Below are 14,239 nucleotides of genomic sequence, written 5' to 3'. Positions count from 1 at the left end.
CATGGCACACCTGGAGGACGAATATAAGGGCGACGAGAATTGGGAAAAGTTCGAGGCGCTTTTTCTCGAATTCAAGGATGCTCCCGAGGTAAAGGATATCGCCGCAAAGCTAGGCGGGAATGTGGGCCTTGCGTGTGTAATTTATAAGCAGGTTGGGAGCGACGGGGCAGAATGGCTTGAACGGAAAGTTCCGGCTCTGGAAAATATTCGCCCACTGGACTGCATTGACGATCCCGTGTTGATCAAACGGTTAAGAGTGGTACTGAAGAGGATGTATTAGTTTCCATGTCAGAGGCAGGATGACCAGGAGATGTTAGAGAATTATTATTCTGGCGACGAGAATTGGGACGATCTCGAAAAACTCGTGCTCAAAGAATACAAGGACATTCCGGAAGTTCGGAAAATCTTGGCAAAATTGGGGGAAGACCTGGGCCTGGCGTGTGTGATCTATGCGACGATCGGGCACGGCGGAGCAGCGTGGCTTGATCGTAAAATACCAGTTCTTGACGACCTCCGACCGCTTGACTGCATTAACGATCCTGTGCTGATCAAACGGCTAAGAGAAGCGTTGATGCGGTTTCCCGTCTGAAGCGGATGTGACGTGCAAGAGCCGCGAAGAAAGTCGGGAACTGCATTTTGTTGACGATGCATTCAACGCCCTGATAGTGCCGTTCGCTCGTCGGACAGATGGCCTCGACGATAGCCCTGCAGAAACTCAAGCACTCGATGACCGGACCGGTAGTTCGACACGGACTTGCCCCTCGACCCCGTTGGATTGTTCTCCTGACTTCTGCGAGTATAAGGAAGCAAGAAACTTCCAACGACACTCCAACGCAAGCAGGCCTTATCGCACATCACAGGTTCTGCGGTCGTGGGCTGCCCAACGACTTGAGCCATAGTTCGCCGGGCCGCTGGCAAGCCAATGCTGAAGATGGACCAGAAAAGAAAAACCCCCGTCAGTCCTTGGACTGACGGGGGTTTTTAACCGCTTCTGGCGGAGACGGAGGGATTCGAACCCTCGATCCAGGTTTTGGCCCAGATGCTCCCTTAGCAGGGGAGTGCCTTCGACCTCTCGGCCACGTCTCCCAAACTTTCGCTCGCGCCAGGGAGGCAACGCGACGAAGCCAAGATAATAGCGGGTTCACCGGATGAGGTCAATTTACGGAGTGCACTTTTTGACTCATCGCGTCATGCGAGTGACACGCCGAAACCGCGTGCATCCGCGGCCTGCATCTTTACACGTGATCGAGCTCGAATGCCTTATGCAGCGCACGCACCGCGAGCTCCATATACTTCTCGTCGATCAGCACGGAGATCTTGATTTCCGACGTCGAGATCATCTGGATGTTGATGCCCTCTTCCGACAGCGTGCGGAACATCGTGCTCGCGATACCAACATGCGAACGCATGCCGACGCCGACCACCGACACCTTCGACACCTTCGGATCGCCCAGCACCTGCTCCGCGTTTATATGGCCCTTCACCTGGCCGGTGAGGATGTCCATCGCGCGCTGATAGTCGCCGCGGCCGACTGTGAACGTGAAGTCCGTCTTGCCCTGAACGCTCTGGTTCTGGATGATCATGTCGATGTCGATGTTCGCGTCCGCCACCGGGCCGAGGATCTGATACGCGATGCCCGGCTTGTCGGGCACGCCCATCACCGCGATGCGGGCCTCGTCGCGCTGAAATGCAATGCCCGAGATGACTGCTTTTTCCATGGTCTCGTCTTCTTCAAAAGTGATCAGGGTGCCCGACGACATCTCGGCTTCGAGCGGCATCAGCGGATCGGTCAGGCTCGACAGCACGCGCGTCTTCACCTGGTACTTGCCGGCGAATTCCACCGAGCGGATCTGCAGCACCTTCGAGCCGAGGCTCGCCATTTCCAGCATCTCTTCGAACGTCACGCGATCGAGCCGGCGCGCCTCTTCGACGACACGCGGATCGGTCGTGTACACACCGTCGACGTCCGTGTAGATCAGGCACTCGTCCGCTTTCAACGCCGCCGCAACCGCGACCGCCGATGTGTCAGAACCGCCGCGACCGAGTGTCGTGATATGGCCTTCGGGATCGATGCCCTGGAAGCCGGTGATCACCACCACCTTGCCAGCGTCGAGATCGCGCAGCACGCGCTCGCCGTCGATTTCGTTGATGCGCGCTTTCGTGAATGCGCTGTCGGTTTTGACCGGCACTTGCCAGCCGGTGTAGCTGACCGCGTCGACGCCCGCTTCATGCAGCGCGATCGACAGCAGACCGACGCTGACCTGCTCGCCGGTCGACGCGATCATGTCGAGTTCGCGCGGACTCGGCTGTGCCGAAATTTCTTTCGCGAGGCCGAGCAGACGATTGGTTTCGCCGGACATCGCCGACGGCACCACGACCATCTTGTGGCCGGCCTTCTGCCATTTCGCGACGCGCTTCGCGACATTCTTGATGCGCTCGACCGAGCCCATCGAAGTGCCGCCGTATTTGTGTACGATGAGTGCCATTGTCGTTCTGAACTGAGGAAGAAACCGCGTCGGGCGCGCTGGAAACGGCCGCACAACAAGCAAACGTTCGGGAACGACAGCGAAGTGTGTGAGGCGCCAGGCAACGCGCGCGGATTTGCCCGTGAAATCCCTCGCAGCCTGCGATCACACCGGAATGCGGCCGAAACGGCCAGCAACGGTGGAACGCGGCGGGACTCGATGCGAGAGACGGTAAAAGCGGTCCGGGCAAACAAGTAACCGTACCCGATCGGCCGTAAAAAGACAAGTCAAAATTCCCGGGATATGGCCCGCCAAGGCTTACCCACCAAGGATTCGCGGCAAAATCCGCTATTTTTTCCGGATCGTTTTCGAGGTCGCCTGGGCCGACCCGACCTGCTCACTCGCTCACGCGATCGACAAATCCTCGCGCCATTCAATGCGACGATACCGCCCGCCCGTCTCCGTCGCCGGCGACGCCGCCGGTGACACGATCGCCGCGCGGTTCACGCCGAGCAACGGCACGAACAGCAGATCGTCGCCACTGAACAGCAGCGGCACATCGCGTTGCCACGACGGCACGCCGCGCTCCTGGAACAGGTTCTTCAGCGTCCGGCCTGGTCCGTCCGCGGTCGTGCGCATCCGCTCACCGCCCGCGCGCGAACGCACGGTCAGCGGCGCACGCATCAGCGCCGCTTCGGGCACCGCGTGCGGGTCGTCGGCGCCGCTATCCGCAAAGACGAACGTGCCGCGCCACGCCCGCAGATGCCACACCGCTTCGCCGCGCCACGCAAGCGTCAAGGCCGGCCGTTGCGCGAGCGCGGCTTCGTCGGCGGGATCGGGGGGATCAGCACTGTCGCCGGCTTCCCAGTAGACGTCGTCGCGATAGGCGCGCAGCGCCTGTCCCGCATGATCGATCCGCAGTCCGTGATCGTCGCCGATCGTCCGCAGCTGGCGCAGCGCATCGATCAGGCGTGCCGCGGGCGCAGCGGGCAGCCCGAGCGTGCGCATCCAGTAACGCAACAGGTTCAGCGCGCGGTCGTCGTCGAGCACGAGCAGCGTATCGCGCGACAGCGCCCTGCCCTCGTCGCGCGATGCGTGCCGCAGATCGAGCCGCGCAAGATCGTCGAGCAGACGCTGTGCCGACGCGGCGTGCGCAGCCGTCCTCGACAACGCATCGCGAAAGCCCGGAAAGTGCACGGCAAGCGTGGGCAGCACGTCGTGACGCAGCGCGTTGCGTGCGTAGCGTGTGTCCGCGTTCGACTCGTCGTCGATCCAGCGCAGCGCATGCGCGCGTGCATATTGCTCGAGCTGCGCGCGCAGCAGCGGCAACAGCGGACGCACACGCGTCGCCGCCGCGCCGGCCGGCAACCGCTCAGGCGCCATCGCAGCGAGCCCTGCGAGCCCCGCTCCGCGCAGCAGCTGCAGCAGCACGGTCTCTGCCTGATCGTCCGCATGCTGCGCGAGCCACAGCACGTGGACAGCGTGTTCGGCGCACAGCGCATCGAGCGCGCGATAGCGCGCGTCGCGCGCCGCAGCTTCGATACCGGTGCCGGCATCGCGCGCGACGTCGACACGCCGATGCGCGAACGCGATCCCGCGCGCCTCCGCGAACGCCGCGCAGTGCGCGAGCCACGCGTCCGCGTGCGCGCTCAACCCGTGATGCACATGCAGCGCGATGCAACGCGACGCGCCCAGCACACGCACCGCCGCGTCGAGCAGCACGGTCGAATCGAGGCCACCGCTGAACGCGATCGCGACGCACGCGTCGGCGTTCAATGGCGTCGACGCCGCGCCGACAGCCTCGATCACGAGGCGGTCAGCGGGTGTTTCGGAGGAGGAAGTCACGGTGGATCACCGCGCACAGGAAGGGATTAGAGAAACACGCACGGCGCTTACGCGCCCGGCGTCGTTTCCTTGAACTTGCCGTAGGCCATCAGCCGCTCGAAGCGGCGCTGGCGCAGGTCCTGCGTGCTCATGCCCTGGAACTGGCGCAGCGTATCGGCGAGCGCGCGGCGCAGCAGCGCGGCCATGCCCTTCGGATCGCGATGCGCACCGCCGAGCGGTTCGTTGACGATCTTGTCGATCAGCCCGAGCGCCTTCAGACGATGCGCGGTCAGCCCGAGCGCTTCGGCCGCTTCCGGTGCCTTCGCCGGGCTCTTCCACAGGATCGCCGCGCAGCCTTCCGGCGAGATCACCGAATAGGTCGAGAATTGCAGCATCAGCACGCTGTCGCCGACGGCGATCGCGAGTGCACCGCCAGAGCCGCCCTCGCCAATGATCGTCGCGATGAGCGGCACCTTCAGCTCGGACATCACGTACAGGTTGCGGCCGATCGCCTCCGACTGGCCACGCTCTTCCGCACCGATGCCGGGATACGCGCCGGGCGTATCGATGAACGTGAAGATGGGCAGCGCGAATTTCTCGGCGACGCGCATCAGGCGCTCGGCCTTACGGTAGCCTTCCGGACGCGGCATGCCGAAGTTGCGCGCGGCGCGCTCCTTCGTATCGCGGCCCTTCTGCTGGCCAATCACCATGCACGGATGGCCGTTGAAACGCGCGAGACCGCCGACGATCGACAGGTCGTCCGCATACGAGCGGTCGCCATGCAGTTCGTGGAAATCGGTGAACAGCTCGTTGACGTAATCGAGCGTGTAAGGGCGTTGCGGATGGCGTGCGATCTGCGAGACCTGCCAGGGCGTCAGGTTCGCGTACAGGTCTTTCGTGAGTTGCTGGCTTTTCTTGGAAAGCCGATCGATCTCTTCCGAAATATCGACGGCCGAATCGTCCTGCACGAAGCGCAATTCTTCGATCTTCGCTTCGAGTTCAGCGATCGGCTGTTCGAAATCCAGAAAGGTGGTCTTCATTGGTTGGAATCCTTGGACTTACCGGCAGCGCGTATTCTAACCGCGCCCGCCCATGTCAAAACCAGATCGCAACTATCGAATCAGGGAAACGATAGTTGCGTAGCGGCAGACGGAATGTGGTGTCAGTTGTCGACCGACAGCGGGTCGAGGCTGCGCCACATGTACCAGGTGGCGACCGTGCGCCACGGCTCCCAGTTCGCGGCGACCTCGCGCGCTTCACTGCGCGTGACCGGCTCGCCGCTGAAGTAGTTGACGCTGATCGCGCGGATCAGCCCGAGGTCATCGAGCGGCAGTACGTCCGGTCGCGACAGGTTGAAGATCAGGAACATCTCCGCAGTCCAGCGACCGATGCCGCGAATCTGCGTGAGCTCGTCGATCACCGCTTCGTCTTCCATCGACGTCCACTTGCCCACGTGCAGCGCACCGGACACGAAATGCTGCGCGAGATCCAGGATGTATTCGGTCTTGCGCTTCGACAGTCCGCATGCGACGAGCTTGTCCTGGCCGAGCTTGATGAACTGCTGCGGCACGAGCTTCGGACACGCGCCCTCGACACGCTGCCACACCGCCTGCGCGGCCGCGACCGAAATCTGCTGGCCCACCACCGAGCGCGCGAGCGTGACGAACGGGTCGCCACGCGACAGCAGATGCACGGGACCGAATTTCGGAATCAGCTTCTTGAGGATGCGGTCGCGCTTGACGAGATCCGCGCACGCCTTGTCCCAATATGCGGGCCGTGTGACTTCCGGCGCGAGGCCGCCGATCTGCACCGGCACGGCGACTTCGGTATCGATGATGTGCAGTTCGTCGACCGCGACTTGCCGTGCGTCGTCGACGTGTGCGTCGGGCAGTGCGCCGTTCGCCTTGCCGGCACGTTTGCCAGCCGCCGCTTTTGTGCGTCCTTCCGCCGGCGCACGTGTCGGGCGCGACAGTTTCGGTGCATGCGATGCATCGCCGTTGAGCATGCCGCGCTTCGCCGCGGTTTTCTTCGCGACACCGTTCGCGGCTTTCGCCGCATGCGACGTGGCGCGTTGTGGCGCGCGCGCGCTGCCGCTCTTCGCGCGCGTCGCTTTCGTCACGGGTGCCGCGCCTGTCTGAGACGCGGCTCGTTTAGCCTGCGTCTTCGTGGCCGTTACCATCCTGCCTCCTGCCTGGCGTGTCGATCAGAGGGAAGTGCGGGAAGCGCTCACACGCGCCGCCACTCGGTCAACCCGCCCGGTTTATCTTCAAGTGCGATTCCGGATTCGAGCAGTTCTGCCCGAATCCGGTCTGCCTCAGCGTAATTCCTGGCCTGCTTCGCCGCGACGCGCGCGGCGATCCGCGCTTCGATCGTCGCCGCATCGAGCCCGGCTTCACCGGCGCTGCCGCCCGCCTGCTGCAGATAGGCGCGCGGCTCGCGGCCGAGCAGACCGAGCACGCGCCCGAGGCCTTGCAATTGTCGTGCAAGCGATGCGTCGCGCGTGCGATTGACTTCACTTGCCAGTTCGAACAGCACCGACACCGCGACCGCCGTATTGAAGTCGTCGTTCATCGCCGCGCGGAACCGCTGCGCGTGCGCTTCACTCCAGTCTAGTTCAGACGAGTCGGGTGTCACGTCTTTCAATGCAGTGTAAAGACGCGTGAGCGCGCCGCGCGCGTCGTCGATATGCGTATCGCTGTAGTTCAACGGCGACCGGTAGTGGGCACGCACGATAAAGAAGCGCACCACTTCGGCGTCATAACGCGCGAGCACCTCGCGGATCGTAAAGAAATTGCCGAGCGACTTCGACATCTTCTCGTTGTCGATCTGCACGTAGCCGTTGTGCATCCAGTAATTGACGAACGTATGGCCCGTCGCACCTTCGCTTTGCGCAATTTCGTTTTCGTGGTGCGGAAACTGCAGGTCCTGCCCGCCACCGTGAATGTCGAATTGTTCGCCGAGCAGCGTGCAGCCCATCGCGGAGCATTCGATATGCCAGCCCGGACGGCCGCGGCCGTATTTCGAATCCCAGCCGGTGTCGGCGGGCTCGTCGGGCTTCGCCTGTTTCCACAGCACGAAATCGAGCGGGTCCTGCTTCGCGTCGTTCGTGGCGACGCGTTCGCCCGCGCGCAGATCCTCGAGCGACTTGCCCGACAGCTTCCCGTAGTTCGCAAACTTGCGCACCGCGTAGTTCACGTCGCCATCGGTCGCCTGATACGCGTAACCGTTCGCTTCGAGCGTCTCGATCATGCGGAGCATCTGCGGAATGAAATCGGTCGCGCGCGGTTCGAGGTCGGGCCGCTCGACACCGAGCGCGTCCATGTCTTCGTGCATCGCCGCGATGAAGCGGTTGGTCAACGACTTGATCGTCTCGCCGTTCTCGACTGCGCGCCGGATGATCTTGTCCTCGATGTCGGTGATGTTACGGACATAGGTGACGTCGTAGCCGAGCAGCCGCAGCCAGCGCTGCACGACGTCGAACACGACCATCATGCGCGCGTGCCCGATGTGGCAGTAGTCATACACCGTGATCCCGCAGACATACATCCGCACGACGCCTTGCTGAAGCGGCACGAAAGATTGCTTGTCACGCGCGAGCGTGTTGTAGATGCGCAGTGATTCCATAGAGACGATGCGTGGTTCGAAAGAGATCCGCCCGGCATTTTGTGCATGGAGTCCATCGAACGATGGGCTCATGCGCTGCAGCACATCGGACAGCAAACCGGTGCACTTCGTGCTGTGGTGGGCTGCCATCGACGCGGAGACGACCACGAGTGGCGAAAAGAGAGTCTGTGGTTCAACGGAACGCGCAGACCTTTTGTTAGAATGGGTCGGAGTATAACACCCAGACCTCAGCCTATGAAACCTTCCAGCGGCCGCGCGCGAAGCGCCGCGACCCTCGCCGCGACAGCCTTTTTCGGCATCGCGCTCACGCTTTTTCCGGGCGTCTCCGCGCATGCGGAGAAAGCCAGTGCACTGCCGCAAGGGCCGGCCGTGCGCGACGGTACGCCGGAAATCGATTCGTCGATCGAGCAGAAAAACTGGACCCAGGCACTCAAGCAACTCGATGCGCGCATCGCATCGAATCCGCGCGACGCGCAGGCGAAATTCAAGCGCGCCACCGTGCTCGCGCGCCTGAACCGCGACGACGAAGCGATCACCGCGTTCACCGAACTCACCCAGACGTATCCCGAATTGCCCGAGCCGTACAACAACCTCGCCGCGCTGTATGCGAAGCATGGCCGCTACGACGAAGCGCGCGCCGCGCTCGAAACCGCGACGAAGGTCAACCCAGGCTACGGCCTCGCGTACGAAAATCTCGGCGACCTGTATCTGCGCCTCGCGAGCGCCGCGTATCAGCGCTCGCAGGGCCTCGGCCGCGCGAGCGCGACGACGCAGCAGCGTCTCGCCGACATCCAGAAGATCGTCTCGCCGCCGAAGGTCGCGGCGAAGCCCGCGAAGAAATCCGTGTCGGTCGACGACTACACGAATCGCGCGACGTCGAATCTGACCGACACGCCGAGCTTCCAGTTCGGCGGGCCGAGCGGCTCGCTGCCGGTGCAGCCGTACGTCGCGCCGGCAGAATAAATCCATGCGCGCCGGCTCGTGCCGGCGCCGTTTGTTCACTGCGTTTTTTCCAACCCGAGGATCTTCATGAAATGGTTGATGCTGGCGCTCGGCAGCGCCGCCCTGATCGCACACGCCCCCGCCTTCGCACAAACGGCCGCGCCGGCGACGCACCCATCGGTGCTGTTCAAGACGTCGCAAGGCGACATCCGTGTCGAGCTGTATCCGGAGAAAGCGCCGAAGACGGTCGCTAACTTTCTCGACTACGTGAAGTCCGGCCAGTACTCGGGCACGATCTTCCATCGCGTGATCCCCGGCTTCATGATCCAGGGCGGCGGCTTCACGACGAGCTACGCCGAGAAGCCGACGCGCGCGCCGATTCCGCTCGAGAGCCAGAACGGCCTGAAGAACACGGTCGGCACGATTTCGATGGCGCGTACGAGCGATCCGAATTCGGCGACCGCGCAATTCTTCATCAACACCGTCGACAACGCCGGCCTCGACTATCCGAATCCGGACGGCAACGGCTACGCGGTGTTCGGCAAGGTGACCTCGGGTATGGACGTCGTGAAGAAGATCGAAGGCACGCCGACGACGACGCGCGGCCCGATGTCCGACGTGCCGCAAAAGGCAATCGTGATCGAGTCGGCGACGGTCGTCGGTAAGTAAGCGGCAAGTCACTGTATATAAGCAGCGCCGGACACGCAGCGGGCCGGCGCGCTAACATAATCCATCGCTGCCGGCGCGGCGGCGCGCGGCTTTTGCCACCCTGCCCGCGCTTTTCACTTATTTCTCACTTAATCCTGCACTTCAAAGGTTGCCATCATGGTCGAACTGCATACGAATCACGGCGTCATCAAACTCGAACTGGACGCGGAAAAAGCACCGAAGTCGGTCGAGAACTTCCTTAACTACGTGAAAGCCGGTCACTACGACAACACCGTGTTCCACCGCGTGATCGACGGGTTCATGATCCAGGGCGGCGGCTTCGAACCGGGCATGAAGCAGAAGCCGACCGAAGCGGCTATCACCAACGAAGCGAACAACGGTCTGAAGAACGTCAACGGTTCGATTGCGATGGCGCGCACGAACGATCCGCACTCGGCCACCGCACAGTTCTTCATCAACGTGAACGACAACGACTTCCTGAATCACTCGTCGCCGACGCCGCAGGGCTGGGGCTACGCGGTGTTCGGCAAGGTCGTCGATGGCCTCGACGTGGTCGAGAAGATCAAGAAGGTGAAGACGGGTTCGAAGGGCTTCCATCAGGACGTCCCGGCCGACGACGTGATCATCGAAAAAGCCGTCGTCGTCGAATAAGCGGGCCCGCATAGCAGCGTAACCTCGTACCGTAACATCCGTGACGACCGGCAGCCGCCTGCAAGCGGCTACCGGTTCGCCGCAACTGCAACTACCTGGCGCACTTCGATGCTGCAAGAAACGCCACTGCGAAGCGTCGCTGCGGGCGTGCCTGGCGAGGGCAAGCGCCCGCACGCCGCACGCCCGTTTTTTTTCCTCTCCGATCTTCATCTGAGCGAGGCGATCCCGCGCACGGTCGCCGCGTTCGAACACTTCATCCGTGTCACGGCCGAACAGGCCGACTCGGTATTCATTCTCGGCGATCTTTTCGAATACTGGATCGGCGACGACATGCTCGCCGAACCGTTCCCCGCCCGCATGGCCGCGCTGATGCACACGCTGTCGGAGCGCGGCATAGCGCTGTACATCATGCACGGCAATCGCGACTTTCTGCTCGGCAAGCGATTCATGAAAGCGGCCGGCGCAATCTGGCTACCGGATCCGATCGCGATCAGCGCGTTCGGCACGCGCGTCGCGCTTGCGCACGGCGACGCGCAGTGCACGGCCGACCGCGGCTATCAATGGTTTCGTCGGCTTGCGCGGAATCGTTTGATCCAGATGCTGTTTCTCGCCTGGCCGTTCAGTTGGCGCCAGGCGCTCGCGCAGCGGATGCGCTCGGCGAGTCAGGAAGGCCGCGCGCGGCCCGTGTCGCCGCGCTACGACGTGACGCGCAAAGGCGTCGCGGCGTTGTTCCGCAAGACCGGCACAGCGACGATGATTCATGGCCATACCCACAGGCCCGCGCGCCACCTTGAAGCCGGTGGCGTGCGCTGGGTGCTGCCCGACTGGGATCTGGATCACGGCGAACGGCGCGGCGGTTATCTGCGCGTCGATGCCGAAGGGTTCAAGGCGCTACCGCTCGACTAGCGCCTGATTGAAGCAAGCAGCGCTCAGTCGACGTCGCCCTCGAGCGCCGCGGACAGCTGGCGCAGGCCGCGCAGCGTCCCGTCGGTCCCCTGCATCGCTTCGATACGCGTGCCGAGCCGTTCGAGCGCCGCGACGATCTCGTCGACGCGCTGGGTCTGCGTGGCCGCGTGATCGATCAACCCGTGAATTGCAAGCGACACCGGGTCGTCGGCATTCGGCGTGATGCCGTATGCGCAGAACCCCTCGCGTGCAGGTCCGGCACCGGTGGCGGAGCCCACGCGGCCGTCCACTGACGAACCGCTACGCGACGCAGCCGGCGCAATCACGCGCGCCGGATTGCCCACCGCGGTACCGCCCGCCGGCACCGGCTTCACGACGACCGCGTTCGAACCGATCTTCGCGTCCGCGCCAATCGTGAAACCGCCGAGCACCTTCGCGCCCGCGCCGACGATCACGCCGCGCTCCAGCGTCGGATGCCGCTTCGCGCCACGCGTGAGCGACGTGCCACCGAGCGTCACGCCCTGATAGATCGTGCAGTCGTCGCCGACCTCGGCCGTCTCGCCGATCACGACACCCATCCCGTGATCGATGAACACGCGCCGGCCGATCGTCGCACCGGGATGGATCTCGATGCCGGTCAGAAAACGCGCGATCTGCGACACGAAGCGCGCGACCCAGCGGCGGCGCGCGAGCCAGCATGCGTGCGCGAAACGGTGCAGCACGACCGCGTGCAGCCCCGGGTAACACGTGAGCACTTCCCACGCGCTGCGGGCGGCGGGATCGCGCTCGCGAATCGTGGCGATGTCTTCGCGGAGTCTCGTGAACATGGCAGTGACCGTCGTGAGGAAGGAGCGCCGCCGGTTAGCAGCCCGGCAGCTTTGCTTAGAACGTTTCAGGGATTGTAGGGCGACTGTGCGAAACGTGCCGGAAGTCCACGCGGGCGGCAAGGTCGTCTGCTGACAGGTTACTGTCAGGCTGACAGGCGGAGATAGACGAGACCGCCCGTGCCCTAATCGTCGCTGCCCGGCGCTTTCGCCTTCAGCAGGATGTGCTTCGCGATGCCGCGCACGATGTTTACTTCTTCGCGCTCGAGGCCCGCGCGCGCGAACAGACGGCGCAGCCGCGACATCAGCTTCTTCGGATTCGCGGGATCGAGAAAGTCGAGGGCGATCAGCGCGTTCTCGAGGTGGACGTACATCCGCTCGATCTCGTCGCTGGCCGCGCGCGGGCTGTCCTGCATATCGACTGCGCGAACGGCAACCGACGCCCCAGGCGTCACGGGCACCACGTCGCCGAGGTACGCGACGCGCAGCTCGTACGCGAGCACCTGGACCGCCTGCGCGAGATTCAGCGAGCTGTATGCGGGGTTCGCCGGAATATGCGCGAGCGCGCTGCAACGCTCGACGTCTTCGTTCGACAGACCCGTGCGCTCGTTGCCGAACACGAGCGCGATGTCGCCGGACGCGGCCTGCATGCGCGCAGCGCCTGCGGCCGCGCGAGGTGCCAGTTGCGGCGGCCCGTATTCACGCGCCCGCGCGGTCAGTGCGATCGACCACTGGACGCCGTTCAGCGCATCCCCGAGCGTGGGCACGACGTGCGCCGACGCGAGCACGTCGTCGGCACCGCTCGCCATCGCGATCGCCTCCGGGTCGCTCTGCACGTGCGCGACGCGTGGCGCCACCAGCACGAGCCGCGAGAAGCCCATCGTCTTCAGCGCGCGCGCCGCTGCGCCGACGTTGCCGGGATGGCTCGGCTCGACCAGCACGAAGCGCGTCGACGTGAAGCCGCCGCGCACGGGACCGGCGTCGCCTGCGGATGACGGGCGGGAGGCGGAAAGCGAAGCAGAACGGGGAGACTGAACCACGGTGGACGCCGGTATGCGGCAAGGACAGGAAAGCGGCTATGGTAGCGCCAATAGCGACCGATCCCAATTGGCACATGGTTGCTGCGGCTCTTGCCAAAGCTCCAGCGAGTGCTGCCTTCGTCACTGCCGCACGCGCGTCGCTTGCTGCCCAACTCGCCGGAACACGCCCGGTTCGGGTAAAATCACGCCTATTCGCGCCGTCTTCGAACGTGCGCCCCGCTCTTCTTCAATTCGTCTCCGTGGCCGGAACGCGCGCCGAAACCGCGTTCCGTGTTGTTTCCGACCCGCTCCTGCTGGCTTTCGCCTGCATATTGCACAATCCGGTTTGCAGCGGCACTGCACCGGCAAAAAAGGATCCCGTCTCATGCATCCCATGCTCAACATCGCTGTCAAGGCCGCACGCCGCGCCGGACAGATCATCAACCGCGCGTCGCTCGATCTCGATCTGGTCCAGGTCAGCAAGAAACAGCACAACGATTTCGTCACGGAGGTCGACAAGGCATCCGAAGCAGCGATCATCGACACGCTGAAGACCGCCTACCCCGATCACGCGATCCTCGCCGAAGAATCCGGCCGCTCCGAGAACGAATCCGAGTACCAGTGGATCATCGATCCGCTCGACGGCACCACGAACTTCATTCACGGCTTCCAGTACTACTGCGTGTCGATCGCGCTCGCGCACAAGGGCACTGTCCAGCAGGCCGTGATCTACGACCCGACCCGCAACGATCTGTACACCGCTTCGCGCGGCCGCGGCGCGTTCCTGAACGACCGCCGCATCCGCGTCGGCCGCCGCGACCGTCTCGCCGATTCGCTGATCGGCACCGGCTTCCCGTTCCGCGAGACCGACTCGCTCGACGCGTACTGCACCCTCTTCGCCGACATGACGAAGGCCTGCTCGGGCCTGCGCCGCCCCGGCGCCGCCGCGCTCGATCTCGCGAACGTCGCCGCTGGCCGTCTGGACGGCTTCTTCGAACAGGGCATCAACGCGTGGGACATGGCGGCGGGCAGCCTGCTGATCACTGAAGCCGGCGGCCTCGTCGGCAACTACACTGGCGACTCCGACTTCCTGCACATCGGCGAGATCGTCGCGGCGAACCCGAAGGTGTACGCGCAGATGGTGCCGCTGCTGTCGCGCTACAGCCGCACGCGTCAGGCGGCCTGACACAGCGCGCCCGGCAAGGCGGCTTCGGCCGCCTTTTTCTTTATGCGTGACGGCTCACGTCGGCCCGCCGCGCGTCGAACTGCGTGTCGAACCGCGCGTCGAGCCGTATAGCCGGGCCCCGTTTGAAGT

14 protein-coding genes and 1 tRNA gene are annotated in these 14,239 nt (G+C 63.9%); 7 read left to right on the top strand and 8 right to left on the bottom strand.

Annotation, left to right across the window (positions count from 1 at the left end):
* Position 1: 1 nt before the first annotated feature.
* Together ACREXZ_RS19190 and ACREXZ_RS19185 are read left to right on the top strand one after the other, a co-directional pair.
* Entirely contained in the window at positions 2-280 is a 279-nt protein-coding gene (locus tag ACREXZ_RS19190; RefSeq protein WP_431765695.1) for a hypothetical protein, read from the top strand.
* A gap of 30 nt (positions 281-310) precedes the next feature.
* Positions 311-589 carry a hypothetical protein gene (locus tag ACREXZ_RS19185; RefSeq protein WP_431765694.1) on the top strand — a complete coding sequence of 93 codons (279 nt, stop codon included), beginning with the start codon at positions 311-313 and terminating at the stop codon, positions 587-589.
* A 403-nt stretch (positions 590-992) separates the two neighbouring features.
* Here ACREXZ_RS19185 and ACREXZ_RS19180 read toward each other — a convergent pair.
* The 6 genes from ACREXZ_RS19180 to cysS form a co-directional block, all read right to left on the bottom strand.
* A tRNA-Ser gene (locus ACREXZ_RS19180) sits at positions 993-1,086 on the bottom strand.
* Between the two features lie 149 nt (positions 1,087-1,235).
* Positions 1,236-2,486 (bottom strand): aspartate kinase, encoded by a 1,251-nt coding sequence (locus tag ACREXZ_RS19175; RefSeq protein WP_431765693.1) that lies wholly within the window; start codon positions 2,484-2,486, stop codon positions 1,236-1,238.
* 384 nt (positions 2,487-2,870) lie between these two features.
* On the bottom strand, positions 2,871-4,310 hold the full coding sequence (gene tilS / locus ACREXZ_RS19170; RefSeq protein WP_431765692.1) for a tRNA lysidine(34) synthetase TilS: 1,440 nt from the start codon (positions 4,308-4,310) through the stop codon (positions 2,871-2,873).
* A gap of 47 nt (positions 4,311-4,357) precedes the next feature.
* A complete protein-coding gene (locus tag ACREXZ_RS19165) occupies positions 4,358-5,329 on the bottom strand; it encodes an acetyl-CoA carboxylase carboxyltransferase subunit alpha (protein WP_431765691.1) in 972 nt (323 codons plus the stop codon).
* A gap of 122 nt (positions 5,330-5,451) precedes the next feature.
* A complete protein-coding gene (locus ACREXZ_RS19160) occupies positions 5,452-6,468 on the bottom strand; it encodes a DNA-3-methyladenine glycosylase family protein (RefSeq protein ID WP_431765690.1) in 1,017 nt (338 codons plus the stop codon).
* A 47-nt stretch (positions 6,469-6,515) separates the two neighbouring features.
* Positions 6,516-7,913 carry a cysteine--tRNA ligase gene (gene cysS / locus ACREXZ_RS19155; protein WP_431765689.1) on the bottom strand — a complete coding sequence of 466 codons (1,398 nt, stop codon included), beginning with the start codon at positions 7,911-7,913 and terminating at the stop codon, positions 6,516-6,518.
* Between the two features lie 234 nt (positions 7,914-8,147).
* On the opposite strand from cysS, the gene ACREXZ_RS19150 reads away from it, so the two are divergent.
* The 4 genes from ACREXZ_RS19150 to ACREXZ_RS19135 all read left to right on the top strand — a co-directional run bounded on the left by ACREXZ_RS19150 (position 8,148) and on the right by ACREXZ_RS19135 (position 11,081).
* Positions 8,148-8,876, top strand: coding sequence for a tetratricopeptide repeat protein (locus tag ACREXZ_RS19150; protein ID WP_431765688.1), 729 nt, complete (start codon positions 8,148-8,150; stop codon positions 8,874-8,876).
* 66 nt (positions 8,877-8,942) lie between these two features.
* Positions 8,943-9,524 carry a peptidylprolyl isomerase gene (locus tag ACREXZ_RS19145; RefSeq protein ID WP_431765687.1) on the top strand — a complete coding sequence of 194 codons (582 nt, stop codon included), beginning with the start codon at positions 8,943-8,945 and terminating at the stop codon, positions 9,522-9,524.
* Positions 9,525-9,680: 156 nt separating this feature from the next.
* A complete protein-coding gene (locus ACREXZ_RS19140) occupies positions 9,681-10,175 on the top strand; it encodes a peptidylprolyl isomerase (RefSeq protein ID WP_431765686.1) in 495 nt (164 codons plus the stop codon).
* 108 nt (positions 10,176-10,283) lie between these two features.
* Entirely contained in the window at positions 10,284-11,081 is a 798-nt protein-coding gene (locus ACREXZ_RS19135) for a UDP-2,3-diacylglucosamine diphosphatase (RefSeq protein ID WP_431765685.1), read from the top strand.
* 23 nt (positions 11,082-11,104) lie between these two features.
* Here ACREXZ_RS19135 and cysE read toward each other — a convergent pair whose 3' ends face one another.
* Together cysE and ACREXZ_RS19125 are read right to left on the bottom strand one after the other, a co-directional pair.
* Positions 11,105-11,908, bottom strand: a complete 804-nt coding sequence (cysE, locus tag ACREXZ_RS19130) for a serine O-acetyltransferase (protein WP_431765684.1) — start codon at positions 11,906-11,908, stop codon at positions 11,105-11,107.
* Positions 11,909-12,090: 182 nt separating this feature from the next.
* Entirely contained in the window at positions 12,091-12,960 is an 870-nt protein-coding gene (locus ACREXZ_RS19125) for an RNA methyltransferase (protein ID WP_431765769.1), read from the bottom strand.
* A 349-nt stretch (positions 12,961-13,309) separates the two neighbouring features.
* Between ACREXZ_RS19125 and ACREXZ_RS19120 the strand changes: the two genes are divergently transcribed.
* Positions 13,310-14,110: an inositol monophosphatase family protein gene (locus ACREXZ_RS19120; RefSeq protein WP_431765683.1), complete on the top strand. Its 801-nt coding sequence runs from the start codon at positions 13,310-13,312 to the stop codon at positions 14,108-14,110.
* The last annotated feature ends 129 nt before the right edge of the window (positions 14,111-14,239 follow it).

The organism is Paraburkholderia sp., assembly GCF_050742655.1.
In the GTDB taxonomy this organism is placed as follows: domain Bacteria; phylum Pseudomonadota; class Gammaproteobacteria; order Burkholderiales; family Burkholderiaceae; genus Paraburkholderia.
The sequence above is the reverse complement of the archived record's forward strand: the minus strand, read 5'-3'. Positions and strand labels throughout refer to the sequence as shown.

What these genes read in the sequence shown, in the direction of transcription:
- ACREXZ_RS19150 (WP_431765688.1), top strand. Translation starts at nt 8,148, where the DNA reads ATGAAACCTTCCAGCGGCCGCGCGCGAAGCGCCGCGACCCTCGCCGCG.
- ACREXZ_RS19135 (WP_431765685.1), top strand. Translation starts at nt 10,284, where the DNA reads ATGCTGCAAGAAACGCCACTGCGAAGCGTCGCTGCGGGCGTGCCTGGC.
- cysE (WP_431765684.1), bottom strand. Translation starts at nt 11,908, where the DNA reads ATGTTCACGAGACTCCGCGAAGACATCGCCACGATTCGCGAGCGCGAT.
- cysS (WP_431765689.1), bottom strand. Translation starts at nt 7,913, where the DNA reads ATGGAATCACTGCGCATCTACAACACGCTCGCGCGTGACAAGCAATCT.
- ACREXZ_RS19185 (WP_431765694.1), top strand. Translation starts at nt 311, where the DNA reads ATGTTAGAGAATTATTATTCTGGCGACGAGAATTGGGACGATCTCGAA.
- ACREXZ_RS19140 (WP_431765686.1), top strand. Translation starts at nt 9,681, where the DNA reads ATGGTCGAACTGCATACGAATCACGGCGTCATCAAACTCGAACTGGAC.
- ACREXZ_RS19160 (WP_431765690.1), bottom strand. Translation starts at nt 6,468, where the DNA reads ATGGTAACGGCCACGAAGACGCAGGCTAAACGAGCCGCGTCTCAGACA.
- ACREXZ_RS19190 (WP_431765695.1), top strand. Translation starts at nt 2, where the DNA reads ATGGCACACCTGGAGGACGAATATAAGGGCGACGAGAATTGGGAAAAG.
- ACREXZ_RS19175 (WP_431765693.1), bottom strand. Translation starts at nt 2,486, where the DNA reads ATGGCACTCATCGTACACAAATACGGCGGCACTTCGATGGGCTCGGTC.
- ACREXZ_RS19145 (WP_431765687.1), top strand. Translation starts at nt 8,943, where the DNA reads ATGAAATGGTTGATGCTGGCGCTCGGCAGCGCCGCCCTGATCGCACAC.
- ACREXZ_RS19165 (WP_431765691.1), bottom strand. Translation starts at nt 5,329, where the DNA reads ATGAAGACCACCTTTCTGGATTTCGAACAGCCGATCGCTGAACTCGAA.
- ACREXZ_RS19120 (WP_431765683.1), top strand. Translation starts at nt 13,310, where the DNA reads ATGCATCCCATGCTCAACATCGCTGTCAAGGCCGCACGCCGCGCCGGA.